The sequence below is a fragment of the Pseudomonas sp. S07E 245 genome (assembly GCF_019599025.1).
GTDB classification, from domain to species: domain Bacteria; phylum Pseudomonadota; class Gammaproteobacteria; order Pseudomonadales; family Pseudomonadaceae; genus Aquipseudomonas; species Aquipseudomonas shirazensis.
Genome location: NZ_CP080625.1, coordinates 2,802,260 through 2,821,992, shown reverse-complemented (window position 1 = coordinate 2,821,992; position 19,733 = coordinate 2,802,260). Strand labels below are relative to the sequence as shown.

The window sequence follows — 19,733 nt, the reverse complement described above, 5'->3', positions numbered from 1 at the left end:
GAAAATCCGGATTGAGGCAGACACTTTGGCGGCTACATCGGGCGGTACTGAGACTTCTAAGCCAGTCATTGGTGACTTTGCTGATGTGCGCAACATCGCCAAGGGCTCGGTCATCATCATGGCCTCGGGCAGCTCCGCCAAGGACTTCCCGCTGGAGCGCTTCGCCGGTGTGCCGGTAATCACCATGAACGGCGCCATCTCGATGTTCGCCGACACGGCGATCAAGCCGTTCTTCTATATCTGCACCGACACCAGCTTCCCCAAGCAGCAGCCCGAGTTATTCTCCCAGGCGTTGAGCAGCAGCCAGCATGTAGCCTTGTGGTCGGAGCAGATCGCCGAGGTGGCCGGTACTTGCTCTGCCAAACTGTATCCGTTGCAGAAAGCCGCTGGATTTTCCTTGAAACAGTCGATGTCGCAAGGCCAGTCCGCGTGCGTGCGCCCTCGTTTTGCCTGGAATGCGCGTGCACGCTCGATCGGTTTCAGCAAGGACCTCAGTGAAGGCTTTTTCGATGCGCGCACAGTGGCATATGCGGCGTTGCAGCTCGCTTATCATCTGGGCTTCAGTAGGGTATTCCTGGTCGGGGTAGACTTGAACCAGGCCGCTGGACGCTTCTATGAAACAGCCGACTCTGCCAAGTCGCCCTGTGGGCTTGATCAGCATTATGAAGGGCGGGTATTGCCGTCGCTCAAGCTGATGGCCGAGCGGGTGATAGATGAGCGCTTTGCCGTGTTCAACCTGTCTGCAGCGTCACGCATCCCGGCTTCGGTGATCCCAAAGATCACTGTCGAGCAAGCGCATTCGATGGTTTTCCGCAAAGGTGGTGCCAGGCCAAGGTCACTCAACGCTGAGCATCCCCAGCAGCAGCTGATGGCGGGGTAACGCCCAAAGGCGCTTCGCCCGCCATCCAGTGGCTACTTGATCAGACCTTCAACACCAACTTGCCGAAGTTCTCGCCGTTGAACAGCTTGAGCAGGGTTTCCGGGAAGGTCTCCAGCCCCTCGACCACATGCTCTTTGCTCTTGAGCTTGCCGCTGGCCATCCAGCCGGCGATCTCTTGTGCGGCCTTGCCATACTCCTTGGCGTGGTCCATCACCACAAAGCCTTCCATCCGCGCACGGTTGACCAGCAACGACAGGTAGTTGGCCGGGCCTTTGACCGCTTCCTTGTTGTTGTACTGGCTGATAGCGCCGCAGATGACCACGCGGGCCTTGAAGTTCAGGCGGCTGAGCACGGCATCGAGGATGTCGCCGCCGACGTTGTCGAAGTACACGTCGACACCTTTCGGGCATTCACGCTTGAGACCGGCCAGCACGTCTTCGGCCTTGTAGTCGATGACACCGTCAAAACCGAGTTCATCCTGCAGGTATTGGCACTTGTCCTTGCCACCGGCGATGCCGACTACACGGCAGCCTTTGAGCTTGGCGATCTGGCCGGCGATGCTGCCAACCGCGCCGGCAGCGCCGGAGATGACTACGGTTTCGCCCTCTTTCGGTTGGCCGACGTCGAGCAGGGCGAAGTAGGCGGTCATGCCGGTCATGCCCAGTGCCGACAGGTAACGGGGCAGGGGGGCGAGATTGGGGTCGATCTTGTGCAGGCCCTGCGGCTCGCCGGTGAAGTAGTCCTGGATGCCAAGGGCGCCGCTGACGTGGTCGCCGGGCTTGAAGTCAGGGTGTTTGGAGGCAGTTACTTCGCCGACGCCGAGGGCCCGCATGACCTGGCCAATGCCCACCGGCGGGATGTAGGACTTGCCTTCGTTCATCCAGCCGCGCATGGCCGGGTCGAGCGAGAGGTACAGGTTGCGGACCTGGATCTGACCCTCGGCAGGCTCGGCGGCGGGCCCTTGCTCAAAGCTGAAGTCTTCGCGGGTGACGGCGCCGACAGGGCGTTTGGCGAGCAGGAAGCGGCGGTTGGTCTGGGTCATGGGGGCTCTCACTGAAAAATGGACACTGCCTTTGATAGAGGTACGGACAGCCGCTGGCAAGGCTTGTGCGCGGGGCGAATGGCCGATGATCCATCAGGGTGATGGCCGGTATCGGCCCCGCTGCAACCTGTGCGCGTGGCTCAACCGCGCAGGCTGGCCTTGAATGCCAGTTGCGCGGGCGCGCTGGTGAGGATCGAATAGCGCGTGGTACGAGAGACCTTGTCAGTCAGAAAGCGTTCGAAGACGGGCTCGAATACCGCTCTGTTCAAGTGCGGTTGAGTGGCTGCGAGGTACGCCTCGCTGTACGCGCGGTAGTCGTCCAGTGCGACAAAACGCTTGATCCAGAAGTGGTAGAAGTAACCTATCAGAAAGCCCAGGCTGAAGTCCGGGTCGATCACCGTGTGCGCGCAGCACTCGAAATCGATCAGGCGCAGCTCGCCGCTCGGGCTGATGAGGATGTTCTTCGGGTGCGGGTCCATGTGCACGAAGCCATCGGCAAGCATCTGGCTGAACAGCGCGAACACCTGTGGCAGCAACGTTGCCGCTGTATCGGGGTGGGCGCTGAGGCGCTCATCGACGTTGCTGTGGTCGTCGAGAAACTCGATCAGCAGGTACTCGTCGCGCAGGAATGGGAAGCGCGCCTGGTAACCAAAGGCGGCTACCCTGGGCACCAGTTGCGACTTGCTGCCGGCCACCGAGAGGTTGATGAACTCGTTGGTCAGGTCGTGCAGGCCGTAGCTCTTTTTCAGGCCCAGATAGTTTTGCAGGCGCTTTTTCCAGTGCTGCAGGCGGTTGTGCTTGAGCACCCATTTGCGTTCTCCGTGCAGCAGGTAAACGCCGCGGGTGGCTTCGGGGATATCGAGCGTCTGGTGTTGCTCGGGCGCTGCCAGAAACGCCGTGATCGCAGAGGCAAGTGGTTGGCTCTGGCCTGGATCGAGATGAAAGGTGTTGCCCTGAATACGCTGGCGCGTGAAGGCGCCAGTCAGGTGCTTGAGGTGACGCATGGAGTGCTCCGACAAACAAGTCTGAAAACGCTGCTCAGCAGCCGGCCACCTGGCCTCTAAGGAAGATCTCGCGACGATCCAGGCGCCCGATGTGCTCATGCTTGGCGTATTCATAAACCCGCCGGAAGGCGGCCTTATCAATCACCGGGGCGAAGTTGTTCAGCGCAATGTCCACCCACGCGTCGTACTTGGCTTCGGTGATGTAACGGTAGATTTCCCGCAGGTAGAGAAAACCAAACTGGAAGCCGAGGGTTTCACTGGCAAACGCACTGGGCACGAAGAAGCTGTTTTCCAGGTCAATTGCTACCGGCGCGCCTGCCTGGCTGTCGCAGAGCATGACGTTGCCGGCCCACAGGTCCATGTGGGTGATGCCTTGCTTGTGCAGGCTGAACATCAGTTCGGTCGAGGCATCGAGCACGCGGTAGACGCTGCTGGGGTCTTGCTGCAGCACGCTGAGGCCATCGCTGTAGCCCTGCAGCAGGCGGGTGATGACGAACAGGTCCTGCACCAGCCCAAGCCGGGAGCGGGTGTAGCCAAAGCCCACCAGCTCGGGCACCGGGGCGCCGCGTTGATGGGCTTTGTAGGTATTGATGATTTCTTCGACGGCCCAGTCATAGGTGCCATCACTGCGCGCCGCGCCGCGCTGCACGCGCCACTTTTTCTTCAGGCTGTCGAGCTGCTCGCGCTTGGCGAACAGCTGGCTGCGCTCACAGTCCAGCGGTGCACTGATGCGCTTGGCGCCGGGCACGCGGGCGCGCTCGACCAGGCGTTCAAGGGCCGTACGGGTGTGCTCTGCCAGTGGCGTCTGGAAGTGCAGCGTGGTCCGGCGATGCTTGAGAGTGTAGGGGTACTCTTTTGGCCAGGTACTTGGGTCCGGTGACACACTGCATCCTTGCTGAATAGATCGGTTTTACAAACATTCACACTATTTTCACATTTCTTTCAGATTTGTCCTATAGGCACTGTGCTCTTTTTTGGATCCAAGACGTTGGCTGTGTTGCCGAGCCAGCGCGACGGCGATAGCGACACTGCCCGCCAGCAATGCCATGCCGAACAGCACCAACGCCATGCGCATGCCCAGCCAGTCGCCGATCAAGCCGGTAACGATCACCGGCAAACTGAAGCCGACATAGGCCAACAAAAAGAACCCAGCAGTGGCGCGGGTCTTTTCTTCGCTGGCCAGTTCATTCACCGCGGCCAGCCCGCCCAGGTAGATAAAGCCGTAACAGGCGCTGCTGGCGGCGACGGCGCCGAGCAGTACCGCCAGCAGCGCGCCGCGTTCTGCGCCCCAGGCCAGCAGCGCATAGCTGCAGGGCAGGATGACCAGCCCGAGCAGCACCGCCGTGGCACTTGGCAGGCGCTTGGCCAAGGGCTGAAACAGCACACCGCAGCTGATCACGCAGAACGTGGAAAACCCTGACCAGGCGCTCAAATCATGCTGACGCAGTACTGCCGGCAGCAGTCCGGTGACCAGCCCGACGCAGGCCCAGGCGAGCAGAATGGCGCAGCCATACATCAGGCTGCCGGGCGGGTAGCAAGGCAGGCGCAGCATGGCCGCGCGTGCTGCCTGGCGTGGCTCCGGCAGGCGCCAGACCAGTATCAGCGCGAGCGCGGCCAGCAGCAGGTGCAGATAAAAGCTGGCCGGGCTCAGGCTGGGCCCGCGTAGCAGGCACAGGCTGGTCAGCGCAGCGCCCAGGCCGAAGCCCAGTGAGGTGCTGGCAGTGACCCAACTGGCGGCGCTGCTGCTGCGCTCGGCAGGCAGCAGTTCGCTCATGTACACCGTAGCGGTAGCCGAGGCGAGGCCGGTGCCGATACCCAGCAGCAGCCGCGCGACACCAATGCTGTACAGGCTGGGTAGGCTGAGCGCGAGTAGGGTGGCAATGATCGACAAGCTCAACGCGGCGATGATCATCGGCCGCCGGCCAATCCGGTCGGCAAGCCCGCCCAGAGCCAGCAGCACCGGCAGCACGCCCAGCACATAGGCGGAAAACGCCACGGCGGTAGCCGTCGCGCCCAGCCCGGAGAGTTCGGCATAGGTGGTGTAGAGCGGCGCCTGCAGGTTGACTGCAAGGGTGATGATGCCCAGGGCGAAGGCGAGCAGGGCGGGGGCGTGGCGGTCGCGCATTGACGCAGGTCCTTGATTGAACGGGTACTGGCTGCAGGCTGCGCTTGCTGTGGGCGCGCAACAAGGCACAGCGGGCAGCCATTTATGCTTAACTGTTCGCATAAAAATCGCGAACAGTTGATCTATGCACCTCACCCTCGATCGCCTCAGCGCCGTGTCGCTGGTTCAGCAACTCACCACCCAGCTGCAAGCGTGGGTCGAGCAGCAACGCCTGCGTCCGGGCGCGCGGCTGCCGTCGATCCGGGCCTTGGCGAAAACCCACGGGGTCAGCGCCGCCTGTGTGATCGAGGCCTACGATCGGCTGGTGGCCAGCGGTTGGCTGGAGGCGCGCCACGGCACCGGCTTTTTCGTCGCTGAGCGCAAGGCCGGGCTGCCTGAGCAGGACGCAGCGCTGTGGGGCGAGACGGTCGATGGCAAGTGGCGGCAGTTCGATGAAGGCCAGGAGGCACTGCTCAAGTTCGGCTGCGGCTGGTTGCCGTCGGCCTGGCGCGCCGCAGATGAACTGGCCCAGGCCATTCGCCAGGTCAGCCGTGGCAACCCGGCCGACCTGTTCGACTATGCGCCGCCGCTCGGCCTGGCCAGCCTGCGCGAGCAGTTGCACAAGCGTCTGGAACGGCTGGATATCGCCGCAGGCACCGAGCGCATTGTCACCACCCACGGCGCCAGCCAGGCGCTCGACCTGCTGGTGCGCGCGTTGCTGCGTCCGGGCGATACGGTGCTGGTGGAGAACCCGGGGTACTACAACCTGTTCAACCTGCTGCGCAGCCACCAGGTAAACATGCTTGCCGTGCCGCGCACCGTCCATGGTCCGGATCTGGACGCGCTGCAGCGCCTGCTGGTCGAGCACCGGCCGCGCTGCCTGTTCATCAACAGCCTGTATCACAACCCGACCGGCACCAGCCTCACGCCCAAGGTCGCCTATCGCCTGTTGGAACTGGCCCGCGAGCATGACCTGCGGATCATCGAAGACGACATCTATGCCGACTTTCAGGAAGGCCCGGCGACACGGCTGGCGACTCTCGACAGTGAGCAGCGGGTAGTCTACCTGGCGAGCTTTTCCAAGACCCTGAGCAGTTCGCTGCGGGTCGGCTATGTGGTCGCCGATGCAGCGCTGATCGCGTGCCTGGCCGAGTTGAAGATGGTCAGCGGCATCGGCACTTCCCGGTTTGCCGAGCAGGTGCTGGCGCAGATGCTGGCCAACGGCAGTTATCGCAAGAGCACCCAGCGCCTGCGTGTGCGTCTGGGTCAGCACAGGGCCAGGCTGTTGGCCCAGCTCGAGGCATATGGCTGGCAGGTATTCGCCGAGCCCAATGGCGGCATGTTCGTCTGGGTGCGGGCGCCCGGGCACGATTTTGCCAGCCTCGAGCGCTTGGCGCTGGCGCATTCGGTGCTGCTCACGCCGGGTGCTGCGTTCGATTATCAGGGGGACAGCAGCGACTGGCTGCGGATCAATGTCGCCTATGCTCAGGACGTGCGCGCCCAGGGGTTTCTGCGCGCGGCGGGTGAGGCCAAAGGCGACCTCGATCATGCTCTGGGCGACATCACATAGCTATTTGACACTATTGTGGCGTCAATCCCTTGTGAGGGGGCTGGCGGCGTTGTCACTCTTGGCCTTCGCAACCGGGGGATGAGCAATGACGGCGAGCAAGCACGGTGTTCTGGCCAACCTGGGCATGGCCCGCAAACTCGGCCTGGGCTTTGCCCTGGTGCTGCTGCTGACCTTGGCGGTGGCGGCGATTGGCGTGGCTTCGCTGTACAGCGTCAGCCAGCGCTTCGACAGCCTGCGGCAGATGACTCAGTTCAACAGCGACCTGCTGCGCCTGCGCCAGCATGAGCAGGGTTTTGCCTTGCGTTCCGACAGCGAGGAGGCCGACAAACTGCGCAACGGCCTGCAAAATCTTCTTGAGCGAGCCCGCGGCGTGCCCCAGTTGAGCGCCACCGAAGCGGATCTGAGCGCCTATGGCCAGGCGTTCGACGCCTTTGTCGAGGCGGTGCAGGCCAAGGAGCTGGCGCTGGACACGGCCAGTTGGTCGGTCTCAAGCGTGGCCAACAACCTCGACGTGCTCCAGGCCGGCCTGGCTGATGACGGCGCCTACACCCTGAAACAATCCCAGGGCCAGCAAGGCAGCGAGTTCCTCGATCAGGCCACGCAGGTGGCAGCCGTCTCGCGCCTGATGCTGCAGGCGATGGACGAGGCCCGTGTGCGCCTGGAGCAAAGCCGCAAAGGCGAGGAGGTCAACAGTGGCCGCATCGCCCAGACCGTCGAGGCGGCCAGCCTGGTCGAGCAACTCAGAAGCGCAGTTGCCGACAGCGGCTATCAAGGTGTGCTCGCTGAGGTCGCCGGGCATATCGCCAGCTTTGCCGACAAGCTCAATGAATACACCGACCTGCTTGCGCAAGAGCAGGGCATCAAGGCGCAGTTGCAGGCGCGCGCCAATCAGGCCACCAGCGCGGTCGACCAGGCTTACGCCAGCCAGGAGCAGGCCATGCACAGCGAGCTCAAGCGCAACGGCGTGGCGATTGCCATTGCCACCGCGCTGGCGCTGCTGGTCGGCATGCTGGCGGCCTGGTTGATCACCCGGGCGATCGTCGGCCCGTTGCAGCGAGTCATCCGTCGCGCCCAGCGGATTGCTGCCGGTGACCTGGCCGGCGACGCCGAGGTGCCGCGCCGCGATGAGGTCGGCCAACTGCTGCTGGCGATGCAGCAGATGGCGGCGGGCTTGAGTGGCATTGTCAGCGGCCTGCAACAGGGTATCGAGCAATTGGCCGGCAGCGCCCAGTCGTTGTCGGCGGTCACCGAACAGACCAATCGTGAAGTTGGCAGCCAGCAGCAGGAGACCGAGCAGGTCGCCACCGCCATGCAGCAGATGAGCGCGACCGTGCACGATGTCGCGCGTAATGCCGAGCAGGCGGCGCAGGCGGCCGAAGTCGCCGACGGCAAGGTCGACTCGGGCCAGCAGGTGGTGCGTCAGAGCCTGCAGCGCATCGAGCAGCTGGCCGTGGCGGCAGAAGCGGCCAGCGCCGGCATCGACAGTTTGAGTGCCGAGATTCATACCATTGGCGATGTGCTTGAAGTGATCAAGAGCGTTGCTGGGCAAACCAACCTGCTGGCGCTGAATGCCGCCATCGAGGCGGCGCGGGCGGGCGAGCAGGGTCGCGGTTTTGCGGTAGTCGCGGATGAGGTGCGGGCGTTGGCCAAGCGTACGCAACAATCCACCGAGCATATTGAGCGCTTGGTCGCCAGCCTGCGCGGCAATGCCGAGCAGTCGGTGGCGCAGATTCGTGGCAGTACCGAGCTGGTGCGCCTGGCAGTGGCCGACACCTTGCAGACTGAAAGCGCCCTGGCCAGCATCGCCGTGGCGGTGTCACAGATCCAGCAGATGAACCAGCAGATTGCCGCTGCCGCCGAGCAGCAGAGCTCGGTCAGTGACGAGATCAGCCGCAGCGTCACGCAGATCCGCGGCAGCGCCGATCAGGCCGCGCTGGCGATGCAGGGCAATGCCCGCTCCAGTGTCGAGCTGGCCCAGTTGGGCGATGAGCTCAAGGGGATGGTTGGGCATTTCCGTTTGTAGGTTCTCCTGAATGGCTTGAGATCGTCGGGGCCGCTTTGCGACCCTTCGCGGGTAAACCCGCTCCCAAAGAGTATTGCATTGCCCGAGAGCGGCAGGGCTCCGCCAACCTTGTGGGAGCGGGCTTGCCCGCGAAGGGCTGCGCAGCAGCCCCAGCATTGCTGACCGGCATTCAAGAAGACAGGCCGTATCAAGCCCTGCGCGGGTTGAGGATCAGCAGGGTAATCACCCCGGCAACAATCCCCCAGAACGCCGAGCCGATCGAGAACAGGCTCAGCCCCGAGGCGGTGACCATGAAGGTGATCAACGCCGCCTCGCGCTCGCGTGGCTCGCTCATGGCCACGCTCAGGCCGTTCATGATCGAGCCAAACAACGCCAGTGCCGCAATCGACAGCACCAGCTCCTTGGGCAGGGCGGCAAACAGCGCGGCCAGGGTCGCGCCAAATACCCCGGCAATGCCGTAGAAAATCCCGCACCAGACTGCCGCGGTATAGCGCTTGCTCGGGTCTTCATGGGCATGCGGGCCGGTGCAGATTGCCGCACTGATGGCCGCCAGATTGACCCCATGCGAGCCGAACGGCGCCAGCAGCAGTGAGGCGAAACCGGTGGCGGTGATTAGCGGTGAGGCCGGCACCTGGTAACCGTCGGCGCGCAGCACGGCCACGCCGGGCATGTTCTGCGAGGTCATCGCCACCACAAACAGCGGGATACCGATGCTGATGGTTGCTGCCAGCGAGAAGCTTGGAGTGGTCCACACCGGTGTAGCCACCTGCAGGTTGAAGTGGCTGAAGTCGAGCAGGCCCAACGCCCCCGACAACGCCGTGCCGACCACCAGCGCAGCGAGCACGCAGTAGCGCGGCGACAGGCGCTTGACCAGCAGATAGCTGAAGAACATGCCCAGCACCAGCAGGGTACGGTGTTGTGCGGCGACGAAGATCTCGCTGCCGATCTTGAACAGGATGCCTGCCAGCAACGCCGAAGCCAGCGATGCCGGGATGCGCCTGACCAGGCGCTCGAAGCTGCCGGTCAGGCCGCAGATCAACACCAGCACGGCGCAGGTGATGTAGGCGCCGATTGCTTCGCCGTAGCTGACGCCGCCGAGGCTGGTGATCAACAGCGCCGCGCCTGGGGTCGACCAGGCCACGGTGATCGGTGTGCGATAGCGCAGCGACAAACCGATGCTGCAGATCGCCATGCCGATCGACAGCGCCCAGATCCACGATGAGATCTGCGCGGTGGTCAGCCCGGCCGCCTGGCCGGCCTGGAACATCAGCACCAGCGAGCTGGTGTAGCCCGTAAGCATGGCGATGAAGCCGGCGACCACCGCCGAGGGGGAGCTGTCTGCCAAGGGCCGCAGGCGCGCTGAGGTGGCATCGGTCATGGTGCTGTCCTTGTACATGTAAGTATTTTTTGCAGGCTAACGCGGCCAAGCTTGATCCTTGCCATACAGCGACCATTGCTTTTAGCCGTACAGTCGCCAACTATTGGCCCACGGTCGACAACTGCGCAGAGGGGAAGGGGCGATGTACAAGGTTTACGGCGATTACAAATCGGGCAACTGCTACAAGGTCAAGTTGATGCTGAACCTGCTCGGGCATGAATTTGAATGGCACCCGGTGGACATTCTCAAAGGCGAGACCGAAACCCCGGAGTTTCTCGCCAAGAACCCTAACGGCAAGGTGCCGGTGCTCGAGCTTGAAGACGGCACCTGCCTGTGGGAGTCGAACGCGATTCTCAACTTCCTCGCCGATGGCAGCGAGTTCCTGCCGACCGAGCCGCGCCTGCGAACGCAAGTGTTGCAGTGGCAGTTCTTCGAGCAGTACAGCCATGAGCCGTACATCGCCGTGGCGCGGTTCATTCAGTACTACCTGGGCCTGCCGGATGACCGCCTGGAAGAATACAAAGGCTTGCACAAGGGCGGCTACAAGGCGCTCAAGGTGATGAACAAGCAGCTGGAGATGACCCCATACCTGGTCGGCGAGCAGTATTCGATTGCCGATGTGGCGCTGTATGCCTACACCCACGTGGCGCATCAGGGCGGCTTTGACCTGGCTGGCTACCCTGCGGTGCGCGAGTGGCTGGCGCGGGTGGCCGAGCATCCGCGGCATGTGCCGATGGGGGAGTGAGGGCAGCGTAGATCGGGGCTGCGAACCAGCCCCGGCAGCCTCAGACTGTACCGAAGCGCTGATCCAGATAGGCAATGATCGCCTTGGACTCATACATCCAGGTCACTTCCCCGGCTTCTTCGATGCGCAGGCACGGTACTTTGACTCGGCCGCCGCCTTCGAGCAGCGCCTGGCGATGCTGCGGGTCGTTCTTGGCATCACGCAGCGCCACCGGCACGTTCAACCGATGCAGGTTACGCCGGGTCTTCACGCAGAATGGGCAGGCATGAAACTGGTACAAAGCCAGGCCCTTGGCCTGCTGCTCGACCGCAGCCTGGGCAGCGGCATTGCGCTTGCGCTTGGCTGGGCGGCTGATCAAGTCACCGAACACGATAAGCTGGCCGAGGCCGACCCGCAGGGCTTTGACGATCATGGGCAACTCCTGAACAAATAAAAAACCGACCCATCAGGGTCGGTTCGGGATCACCAGCCGATCACTTGATCAGGCTGAGAAACTCGCTGCGAGTCGCGGCATTGGCGCGGAACTCACCGAGCATCACCGAAGTGATCATGCTCGAATTCTGCTTTTCGACGCCGCGCATCATCATGCACATGTGCTTGGCCTCGATAACCACGGCCACGCCGGCAGCGCCAGTGACCTTCTCGATCGCCTCGGCGATCTGGCGGCTGAGGTTTTCCTGGATCTGCAGGCGGCGGGCGTACATGTCGACGATCCGCGCGACCTTGGACAGGCCGATCACTTTACCCTTGGGCAGGTAGGCTACATGCGCCTTGCCAATGAACGGCAGCATGTGGTGTTCACACATCGAATACAGCTCGATGTCCCGCACCAACACCATCTCGCTGTTGTCGGAGGTGAACAGCGCGCCGTTGGTGACCTCTTCCAGGGTCTGTTGATAACCGCGGCAAAGGTACTGCATGGCCTTTGCGGCCCGCTTTGGCGTGTCGAGCAGGCCTTCGCGGGAGACGTCCTCGCCAATCTGGCTGAGGATCTCGGTGTAGTTCTGTTCCAGGGACATGGATCTACCTGTGGGAGTAAACGCAAATACGCAAGGGTACGGCGGCAACGACGGCGCTGCAAGCGCGGCGTTATTCGTCGCGGCCGTCGAGCATGGTTCGTTTCAGAATCACGTATACCGCGCCAGTGCCGCCGTGGCGCGCCTGGCATGAGGTGAAGCCGAGTACCTGGGGGTGTTGGCGCAGCCAGGTATTGACGTGACTCTTGATCATCGGCCGCTTGCCGTCCAGGCGCGCCGCCTTGCCGTGGGTCACACGCACGCAGCGCACTTCCAGCTTGGTGGCTTCGGCGAGAAACGCCCAGAGGATCTCGCGGGCTTTCTCGACGCTCATGCCGTGCAAGTCGATGCTGCCTTCAAAGGCGATCTGGCCGAGCTTGAGCTTGCGCAGCTGGCTTTCCTGCACGCCATCGCGGCGCCATGACAGCTCGTCTTCGGCGGCTACGTCGATGACGAACTGGTCAGACATGCCGTCAACCACCAGCGGCTGATCACTGCGTACCGTGGCGGACTGGCGCAGGCCGGCCAGCTGCTTGCGGTCAGGCTTGGCTTTGCCGACCTCGGCGCGGTCATGCTTGATCGGCTTTACGCCGCGCACTTCGGCATGGAACAGGGAAAAGTCATCGTCTTGCATGCAGGCCTCCACGTGGGCCGGGGAGTTTACGCGAGTCTGCGGATCAGCGGGAGGCAGCAGGGGCCAGCTTTGCTGGTCTTTCGCGACACGAGGCCGCTCCTACAGGGGCCGCGTCCACCCAGCCTGACGCGGTCGCTGTAGGAGCGGCCTTGTGTCGCGAAAGGGGCGCAAAGCGGCCCCGAGGAACGTCAGTCGTGCTTCTTCATCAAGTGCGGGGCAATGTTCAATTCACGGCCACGGCGCAACCTAATCCGGCTGCGCCGCCACAACCAAACCCCCAGCCACAGCAACAACACGCCGCCACCCAGCACGGTCGCTGCCAGCGGCCGGTTGGCATTCAAATCCGCCAGCGCTGCATAGTTGCCCAGCAAACCGGCAAACCCGGCCATCATCAACAGGATGCCCAAGGTCGCGATCAGCACAGACAGGCCAGCGCCCAACCGCGCCGTCCAGTTGCGCGGCGGGCGCGAGCGCAGGCGCTTGGCGTCGAAACTGTCAGAAAGCTTCATTGCGGATTTCCTCTGCGCTATCGGCCATTCGACCCACCTGCAGTCACCCGGTTCCGCCCGCCCGGCAGGCGCCTAACCGTGCTCAGACCAGGCTGGCAGTCGGTGCAACACAGGCAAAGTTGTCGGCCATCACGGCCATTTCGCCCTGGTGAATCTGTGCCGCTGGAATGACCGTGTCCTTGAACGCCAGATCGCGCGTGGCGGAGGCATCTTCGACCAGCGTGCAACGATAACCATAGTCCTTGGCGCGGCGCACCGTGGTGCTGACGCTGGAATGGCTCATGAAGCCGCACACGATCAGGTCCAGATGGCCCTTGTTCTGCAGGGTTTCGTGCAGCGAGGTGTTCTTGAAGGCATTGGGCATGCGCTTTTCGATGACGATCTCGTCACCGCGTGGCTCCAAGCCTTCGATGAACTCGCCGCGCGGGCCTTGTGGATCGAACAGGCCGCCAACGGTGCCCAGGTGGCGCACATGGATGATCGGCCGGCCAGCCTTGCGCGCCGCGTCGAGCAACCTGGCGATGTTGGCCACGGCCTCGTCCATGCCCGACAGTTGCAGGGGACCACTGAGGTACTCCTTCTGCGCATCGATGATGATCAGGCTGGCGTTGCCCAGCTTGGCCGGCGGATAGTCGCGGCCGCTGAGGCGGAACATCGTGGTTGGAACAGACATCAAGGGCTCCTTGAGCAGGGCTTTTGTCGGGCTATTGTCCCCTGCTTGGCGACCAATGGGAATGGTTGACATTGCAAGCGATGCAATTACTGGCATCTGTCCCACCGGCAGGGCGTTGGTGGAACATTTCAGCGGGTGGGCCTGTTAGACTTTCAGGCTGTCTGAAAAGGAGTCCCCCGTGATCACTTCACGCCTGCGCACTCTGCGCGACCATATTCGCTGGGCGGTCAGCCGCTTCCACGAGAACGAGCTGTTCTTCGGCCACGGTGCCGACAATGCCTGGGACGAAGCCCGCCTGCTGGTGCTGGGCTCGGTGCATCTACCGTGGGAAATCGCCGACAGCTACCTCGACTGCCGCCTGGAAGACGATGAGCGCGTGCGCCTGCTGCACCTGCTCAAGCGCCGCATCGAAGACCGCGTGCCGACCGCTTACCTGCTCGGCGAAGCGTGGTTCTGTGGTATGTCGTTCATTGTCGATGAGCGCGTGCTGGTGCCGCGTTCGCCGATTGGCGAGCTGCTGGAAAAGCGCTTCGAGCCATGGCTGGCGCAGGAGCCTGCGCGCATTCTCGACCTGTGCACCGGCTCTGGCTGCATTGGTATCGTCGCGGCTGACGTGTTCCCCGAGGCCGAGGTGGTGCTGGCCGACCTGTCCTTCGACGCTCTCGAAGTGGCCAACCAGAACATCGAGCGGCATGGCCTCGATCAGCGGGTGTTCACCGTGCAGGGCGATGGTTTCGCCGGTCTGCCGGGGCAGCGCTTCGACCTGATCCTGTCCAACCCGCCGTATGTCGATGCCGAAGACTTCGCCGACATGCCGGCTGAATATCACCACGAGCCTGAGTTGGGCCTGGCCTGCGGCAACGATGGCCTGGACCTGGTGCGGCGCATGCTCGCCGAAGCGGCCGAGCACCTGACCGACAAGGGCTTGCTGATTGTCGAAGTGGGCAACAGCCAGGTCCACGTCGAGGCGCTGTACCCCGAGGTTGATTTCACCTGGCTTGAGTTCGAGCGGGGCGGCCATGGCGTGTTCATGCTGACTGCCGAGCAGTGCCGTCAGCACCAGGAGCTGTTCCAGGCGCGGGTCTGAGTTGATTGTTTTGGGGCCGCTTTGCGGCCCTTCGCGGGCAAGCCCACTCCCACAGGATTTTGCAGCGCCGCCGTAACCTGTGGGAGCGGGCTTGCCCGCGAAGGGCCGCAAAGCGGCCCCGCCTGGCTAGCCGATCAGCGTGTAGCGATCCAGATCAGCAGGCCTGCCTGGAACACCGCAAAGGCCACCAGACAGGTGATGGTGAAGCGCAGCCCGCCGTCTTCGCGACGGTACTTGGCCACGCGTTCATCCCGCTCGCGGATCTGAGCTTCTTTCTCCAGCAAGGTCTGCTCGGCCTGTTGCAGCATGCCGGCCGATTCGAGGATGTCCACCCGCTGGACTTTCTCGGTGTTCCAGCCGCCCTTGAGCTGGCTGACGGCAAGCGCGGGCGTGCGCCCTTTGAGCAGTTGCCCTTCTACGTACTCGACTTCAACACCGACGCAGCGCAGCACATTATCGCGGCGCAGGCGGGTGTCTTCGTTGAGTGCGTCCTTGTTTGGCAGTGCCACCGTCTCGATCTGGTAATGCGACCAGTTGGCCTGCAGCCACTGCACCGCCTGGGCGAACAGAAACCGGCCCAGGCCGCGGTTGAGCGGCTCCATCTGCAGCCCGTTTTCGCTGCCAATCGACACCCGTTGCAGCTGGTGATCGACGCGGATGTCGAGCTGATTCTGCTCTTTGCGCACCTTTTGTCCCGGCAGGGTGATCTGCATGCGCAGCAGGCTGTGCTCTTTGCTGTGGCGCTCGGCATAGCCAAACTGCACGAAACGCAGCGGCCGCGGGCCGGTGTGGCGGTCGGTGGGCAATGGTGCCAAGCGCAGCAACTGGAAGTGCTCGGCGGCCAGATCCGCCCAAGGCAGCGGGGCGCTCTCCGGGGCTTGCGGCTCTGCGGTCGCTTCGGCGGCTGGGGCATCGGTCATCACGGTCGTCCTCGAATCGGGGTCGGCCAGTCAAACGCGGGCCAATGCCTGCTTATCGGCAGGCGCAGGCAAGACCTGAGGGCGATCTACTCAGGCTGGTGGCAATTGCCGGATAAAAGCGACGATCCGCTGGCCAAGTTCGCGCGCCAGCGGCAGCTCTGGATTCTGGTAGGTTTCCCGCTGGCCACTGATGTCCCGCGGGCTGATGCGCAGGGTGTGGTTCATGCCATCGATCAACACCAGTTGCGCATCGGGCTTGGCCGCCTTGAGCAGCTCGGCGTCGGCCACATCCACCTGCACGTCGTTGCGGCCCTGGATGATCAGCGCCGGCACCTTGAGTTGGGCGAACGCTGCGGCCGGGTCCTGACGCAGCAGCGAGATCAAGTACGGCTGCACGGTCGGGCGGAATACCTGGCGCAGTGGCACCGGTACGTTGAGGCTGGTCTGCCCGGCCTGCAGGCTGTCGAGCAATGCGGTGCCCTGGGCCAGTTGCGCCGGCCCCAGGCGCTGGGCCAGTTGCTCACGGATGACCTCGGCCACCGGTCGCCCGCTGCCGGACAGGCTGATCACGGCGCTGGCGCCGGCTTGCTCAGCGGCCAGGGTGGCAATCAGCGCGCCCTCGCTGTGGCCGAGCAGAATCAGCGGGCCGAAGCGCGGGTCGGCCTTGAGCTCGTGCGCCCAGGCCACGGTATCGGCCACATATGCCTCGACGCTGAGGTTGCGTTCGTCTGGAGTCGCCGGCTGGCTGGCGGCCACGCCACGCTTGTCGAAGCGCACGCTGGCGATGTGTTCGCCGGCCAGCAGCAAGGCCAGCCGCTTGAGGTTGTCGATGCGCCCGCCCGCCGGGTTGTTGCCATCGCGGTCGGTCGGCCCGGAGCCGGCAATGATCAGCACCACCGGCGGCGGGGTGTCCTGTTGTGGCAACAGCAGGCTGCCGTACAGCACGCCATGGCCAGTATCGAGTTCGATCGGGCGTTGCAGAACGGTCGGGGCGGCGGCATTGGCGAGGGTGCTGCACAGCAGCACGAGCAGGGCGGTGAGGCGCAGCATGGGCAGGGCTTCGTAGTGAGTTGACGGTTTGACCCAGCGCTCTGACGAAGGTTCTGGCGGCTGCAGGCAACAAATCAGCCCGCAGACTCGTCGCAAGGCGGCTGCTTTCCGTATACTGCCCGCTGCACCCCATTCAGGCTGATTTCGCGGAGCGTCCATGTCCGGCAATACCTACGGCAAGCTGTTCACTGTTACCACCGCTGGCGAAAGCCATGGCCCGGCGTTGGTCGCCATTGTCGATGGGTGTCCGCCAGGTCTGGAAATTTCCCAGGCCGACCTGCAGCGCGACCTCGACCGGCGCAAGCCTGGCACCAGCCGTCACACCACCCAGCGCCAGGAGCCGGACGAAGTCGAAATCCTCTCCGGCGTGTTCGAAGGGCGCACCACCGGCTGCTCGATCGGCCTGCTGATCCGCAACACTGACCAGAAGTCCAAGGACTACTCGGCGATCAAGGACCTGTTCCGCCCGGCCCACGCTGACTACACCTATCACCACAAATACGGTGAGCGTGATTACCGTGGTGGCGGGCGCAGCTCGGCCCGCGAAACGGCCATGCGTGTAGCGGCAGGTGCCATCGCCAAGAAATACCTGGCCGGCCTTGGCATCACCGTGCGTGGCTACATGAGCCAGCTCGGCCCGATCGAAATCCCGTTCAAGACCTGGGACAGCGTCGAAGACAACGCCTTCTTCAGCCCCGACCCGGACAAGGTACCGGAGCTCGAGGCCTACATGGACCAGCTGCGCCGCGACCAGGACTCGGTCGGGGCCAAGATCACCGTGGTTGCCGAAGGCGTCATGCCTGGCCTGGGCGAGCCGATCTTCGATCGCCTCGATGCCGAACTTGCCCACGCGCTGATGAGCATCAACGCGGTCAAAGGCGTGGAAATCGGCGCCGGCTTTGCCAGCGTCGCCCAGCGCGGCACCGAGCACCGTGACGAGCTGACCCCGCAAGGCTTCCTCAGCAACAATGCCGGCGGCATTCTCGGCGGGATCTCCTCGGGCCAGCCGATTGTCGCCCACCTGGCCTTGAAGCCGACCTCGAGCATCACCACCCCAGGCCGGTCGATCGATATCCATGGCAATCCGGTGGAGGTCATCACCAAGGGTCGCCATGACCCGTGCGTTGGCATCCGCGCCACGCCGATCGCCGAGGCGATGATGGCCCTGGTGCTGATGGACCATCTGCTGCGCCACCGCGCGCAAAACGCCAATGTGCAGGTAACGACGCCGGTCCTGCGCCAGCTGTAAATTTCGCTCGCCACGGGCGGCCTGCGTGCGGGCCGCCAACGGCAGTACATGACGACCCCGCCCATGCCGCCCATCCCGTACTGGCGCCTGTCCAGTTTCTACCTCTGTTACTTCGCATTGCTCGGCTCTACTGCGCCGTTTCTGGCGCTGTATTTCGATCATCTGGGATTTTCTCCGGCGCGGATCGGCGAGTTGGTCGCGATCCCCATGCTGATGCGCTGCGTGGCGCCCAACCTGTGGGGTTGGCTGGGTGATCGCAGCGGTCAGCGGCTGTTGATCGTGCGCCTCGGCGCGCTGGCGACCCTGGCCAGTTTCTCGTTGATCTTCTTCGGCAAGAGCTACGCCTGGCTGGCGCTGGTGATGGCCCTGCATGCGTTCTTCTGGCACGCGGTACTGCCGCAGTTCGAGGTGATTACGCTGGCCCACCTACATGGCCAGACCTCGCGCTACAGCCAGGTGCGGCTGTGGGGCTCGATCGGCTTTATTCTGGCGGTGGTGGGACTGGGCCAGTTGTTCGAATGGCTGAGCCTGGATATCTACCCGCTGGCGCTGGTGGCGATCATGGCCGGGATTTTCGGCGCCAGCCTGTGGGTGCCTAATGCCCAGCCGGTGGAGAACGCCGAACGCAGCAGGGCAGGGGGCTTCGGCCGCCAGCTGCTGGCGCCAGGGGTGATTGCCTTTTACCTGTGCGTGGCGTTGATGCAGCTCAGCCACGGCCCGTACTACACCTTCCTCACCCTGCACCTGGAGCATCTGGGTTACAGCCGCGGCAGCATCGGTTTGCTGTGGGCACTCGGGGTTGTTGCGGAAGTGTTGATGTTCATGGCCATGAGCCGACTGTTCGCGCGCTTCTCGGTGCGCCAGGTGCTGCTGGTCAGCTTTGTTCTGGCGGGCTTGCGCTGGCTGCTGTTAGGTAGTCTGGCCGACCATGCTGGCGTGCTGATCGTTTCGCAGTTGCTCCACGCGGCCACCTTCGGCTGCTTCCATGCCGCCTCGATCGCCTTCGTCCAGGCCAGCTTCGGCGCCCGCCAGCAAGGCCAGGGCCAGGCGCTGTATGCGGCGCTGTCCGGCACTGGCGGCGCGCTTGGCGCGTTGTATGCGGGCTACAGCTGGAACCTGCTGGGCCCCAACTTCACCTTTGGTATGGCCAGCGTCGCAGCCTTTGCCGCAGCCGGTATCATTGCCACTCGAATGACCGATAGCAGGAACAGCCCCTGATGAGCATCCTCAGTGTTTTCCACCCGTCCAGCCCCGGCCAGCCGAACAAGGTTCTGACCCACCACGACGACATCGCCGCCACCTTGGCCGAGCACGGCGTGCATTTTGCCCGGCAACCTGCAGATGTACGTATTCGTCCGGGTACGCCGGATGATCAGGTGCTCGATGCCTGGCGTGAGCCGCTCGATCAGTTGCTGACCGCCAACGGTTTCAGCGCGGTCAGCCTGCTCAATCAGGCAGGTGCCATCGAGTCGCAGATCGACCTGCGCGACGAGCATGTGCACAGCAGCGACGGGCTGTTCGCCGTAATCAGCGGACGTGCTCAAATGGCTCTGCGTCTAGGCGAATTTGTTTTTGCGGTGGTATGTGAGAAGGGCGATGTGTTGCACGTGCCGGCACAGACGCGACGCTGGATTGATCTGGGTAACTCGCCGTTTTGCCTGGCGGCGCGATTGTTCCGCGATCAGCAAGGTGTGCAAGCACAATTCACCGGGGATCCGGAAGCAAGGGAATTTTTGGGGATGGACGAACTCTGAAGGATAGTGCTGGCGAGGATTGCGCCCTCGCCAGCGCTGCAAGGCTGCTCCTGTAAGGCCTGAACAGGCTGTGCAGGATCAGCTTCGCGCAGGTG

Annotated in this window: 20 protein-coding genes and 1 pseudogene; 9 read left to right on the top strand and 12 right to left on the bottom strand. The window is 63.5% G+C overall.

Annotated features, from left to right (window positions below; translation table 11 throughout):
* Nucleotides 1–118: 118 nt before the first annotated feature.
* Nucleotides 119–880 (top strand): lipopolysaccharide biosynthesis protein, encoded by a 762-nt coding sequence (locus tag K3F44_RS13020; RefSeq protein WP_409077675.1) that lies wholly within the window; start codon nucleotides 119–121, stop codon nucleotides 878–880.
* 40 nt (nucleotides 881–920) lie between these two features.
* Here the strand turns inward: K3F44_RS13020 and K3F44_RS13015 are convergent, their stop codons facing one another.
* The 4 genes from K3F44_RS13015 to K3F44_RS13000 all read right to left on the bottom strand — a co-directional run bounded on the left by K3F44_RS13015 (nucleotide 921) and on the right by K3F44_RS13000 (nucleotide 5,051).
* A complete protein-coding gene (locus tag K3F44_RS13015; RefSeq protein WP_188036518.1) occupies nucleotides 921–1,922 on the bottom strand; it encodes an NADP-dependent oxidoreductase in 1,002 nt (333 codons plus the stop codon).
* A 140-nt stretch (nucleotides 1,923–2,062) separates the two neighbouring features.
* A complete protein-coding gene (locus K3F44_RS13010; RefSeq protein WP_220632382.1) occupies nucleotides 2,063–2,926 on the bottom strand; it encodes a phosphotransferase in 864 nt (287 codons plus the stop codon).
* Nucleotides 2,927–2,960: 34 nt separating this feature from the next.
* Nucleotides 2,961–3,809: a lipopolysaccharide kinase InaA family protein gene (locus K3F44_RS13005; RefSeq protein WP_220632381.1), complete on the bottom strand. Its 849-nt coding sequence runs from the start codon at nucleotides 3,807–3,809 to the stop codon at nucleotides 2,961–2,963.
* A 48-nt stretch (nucleotides 3,810–3,857) separates the two neighbouring features.
* Nucleotides 3,858–5,051 (bottom strand): MFS transporter, encoded by a 1,194-nt coding sequence (locus tag K3F44_RS13000; RefSeq protein ID WP_220632380.1) that lies wholly within the window; start codon nucleotides 5,049–5,051, stop codon nucleotides 3,858–3,860.
* A 124-nt stretch (nucleotides 5,052–5,175) separates the two neighbouring features.
* On the opposite strand from K3F44_RS13000, the gene K3F44_RS12995 reads away from it, so the two are divergent.
* The 3 genes and pseudogenes from K3F44_RS12995 to K3F44_RS25120 all read left to right on the top strand — a co-directional run bounded on the left by K3F44_RS12995 (nucleotide 5,176) and on the right by K3F44_RS25120 (nucleotide 8,623).
* The gene (locus K3F44_RS12995; protein ID WP_220632379.1) at nucleotides 5,176–6,600 is read left to right on the top strand and encodes a PLP-dependent aminotransferase family protein; all 1,425 of its coding nucleotides are present in this window, start codon (nucleotides 5,176–5,178) and stop codon (nucleotides 6,598–6,600) included.
* An 85-nt stretch (nucleotides 6,601–6,685) separates the two neighbouring features.
* Nucleotides 6,686–7,762: pseudogene (locus K3F44_RS25125) on the top strand (HAMP domain-containing protein); the annotation flags it as partial.
* Nucleotides 7,751–8,623: a methyl-accepting chemotaxis protein gene (locus K3F44_RS25120; protein WP_371411618.1), complete on the top strand. Its 873-nt coding sequence runs from the start codon at nucleotides 7,751–7,753 to the stop codon at nucleotides 8,621–8,623. The pseudogene K3F44_RS25125 and the gene K3F44_RS25120, both read left to right, overlap by 12 nt.
* Before the next feature lie 187 nt (nucleotides 8,624–8,810).
* Here the strand turns inward: K3F44_RS25120 and K3F44_RS12985 are convergent, their stop codons facing one another.
* Nucleotides 8,811–10,001: a benzoate/H(+) symporter BenE family transporter gene (locus K3F44_RS12985; protein WP_220632377.1), complete on the bottom strand. Its 1,191-nt coding sequence runs from the start codon at nucleotides 9,999–10,001 to the stop codon at nucleotides 8,811–8,813.
* A gap of 142 nt (nucleotides 10,002–10,143) precedes the next feature.
* On the opposite strand from K3F44_RS12985, the gene K3F44_RS12980 reads away from it, so the two are divergent.
* Nucleotides 10,144–10,746, top strand: a complete 603-nt coding sequence (locus tag K3F44_RS12980) for a glutathione S-transferase family protein (RefSeq protein WP_207073721.1) — start codon at nucleotides 10,144–10,146, stop codon at nucleotides 10,744–10,746.
* 40 nt (nucleotides 10,747–10,786) lie between these two features.
* On the opposite strand, the gene K3F44_RS12975 is transcribed toward K3F44_RS12980, so the two are convergent.
* The 5 genes from K3F44_RS12975 to K3F44_RS12955 all read right to left on the bottom strand — a co-directional run bounded on the left by K3F44_RS12975 (nucleotide 10,787) and on the right by K3F44_RS12955 (nucleotide 13,578).
* Complete coding sequence (locus tag K3F44_RS12975) at nucleotides 10,787–11,158, bottom strand: glutaredoxin (RefSeq protein WP_188036511.1); 372 nt, start codon at nucleotides 11,156–11,158, stop codon at nucleotides 10,787–10,789.
* A gap of 61 nt (nucleotides 11,159–11,219) precedes the next feature.
* Nucleotides 11,220–11,765 (bottom strand): GTP cyclohydrolase I FolE, encoded by a 546-nt coding sequence (gene folE / locus K3F44_RS12970; RefSeq protein WP_101321602.1) that lies wholly within the window; start codon nucleotides 11,763–11,765, stop codon nucleotides 11,220–11,222.
* 70 nt (nucleotides 11,766–11,835) lie between these two features.
* A complete protein-coding gene (locus K3F44_RS12965; protein WP_101321601.1) occupies nucleotides 11,836–12,396 on the bottom strand; it encodes a Smr/MutS family protein in 561 nt (186 codons plus the stop codon).
* Nucleotides 12,397–12,584: 188 nt separating this feature from the next.
* A complete protein-coding gene (locus K3F44_RS12960) occupies nucleotides 12,585–12,905 on the bottom strand; it encodes a hypothetical protein (RefSeq protein ID WP_101321600.1) in 321 nt (106 codons plus the stop codon).
* Between the two features lie 82 nt (nucleotides 12,906–12,987).
* Nucleotides 12,988–13,578, bottom strand: coding sequence for a cysteine hydrolase family protein (locus K3F44_RS12955; RefSeq protein ID WP_101321599.1), 591 nt, complete (start codon nucleotides 13,576–13,578; stop codon nucleotides 12,988–12,990).
* Nucleotides 13,579–13,756: 178 nt separating this feature from the next.
* On the opposite strand from K3F44_RS12955, the gene prmB reads away from it, so the two are divergent.
* Nucleotides 13,757–14,665, top strand: a complete 909-nt coding sequence (prmB, locus tag K3F44_RS12950) for a 50S ribosomal protein L3 N(5)-glutamine methyltransferase (protein ID WP_101321598.1) — start codon at nucleotides 13,757–13,759, stop codon at nucleotides 14,663–14,665.
* Nucleotides 14,666–14,799: 134 nt separating this feature from the next.
* Here the strand turns inward: prmB and K3F44_RS12945 are convergent, their stop codons facing one another.
* Together K3F44_RS12945 and K3F44_RS12940 are read right to left on the bottom strand one after the other, a co-directional pair.
* Nucleotides 14,800–15,585: a hypothetical protein gene (locus K3F44_RS12945; RefSeq protein ID WP_101321597.1), complete on the bottom strand. Its 786-nt coding sequence runs from the start codon at nucleotides 15,583–15,585 to the stop codon at nucleotides 14,800–14,802.
* A gap of 90 nt (nucleotides 15,586–15,675) precedes the next feature.
* The gene (locus K3F44_RS12940) at nucleotides 15,676–16,635 is read right to left on the bottom strand and encodes an alpha/beta hydrolase (RefSeq protein ID WP_150570104.1); all 960 of its coding nucleotides are present in this window, start codon (nucleotides 16,633–16,635) and stop codon (nucleotides 15,676–15,678) included.
* Between the two features lie 157 nt (nucleotides 16,636–16,792).
* Here K3F44_RS12940 and aroC point away from each other — a divergent pair, with 157 nt between their 5' ends.
* From aroC to K3F44_RS12925, 3 genes are all read left to right on the top strand, one after another.
* Nucleotides 16,793–17,884, top strand: a complete 1,092-nt coding sequence (gene aroC / locus K3F44_RS12935; protein WP_150570105.1) for a chorismate synthase — start codon at nucleotides 16,793–16,795, stop codon at nucleotides 17,882–17,884.
* Nucleotides 17,885–17,947: 63 nt separating this feature from the next.
* A complete protein-coding gene (locus K3F44_RS12930) occupies nucleotides 17,948–19,102 on the top strand; it encodes an MFS transporter (protein ID WP_101321594.1) in 1,155 nt (384 codons plus the stop codon).
* On the top strand, nucleotides 19,102–19,638 hold the full coding sequence (locus K3F44_RS12925) for an oxidase (protein ID WP_220632376.1): 537 nt from the start codon (nucleotides 19,102–19,104) through the stop codon (nucleotides 19,636–19,638). The genes K3F44_RS12930 and K3F44_RS12925 overlap by 1 nt, the downstream gene beginning before the upstream one ends.
* Nucleotides 19,639–19,733 lie beyond the last annotated feature (95 nt).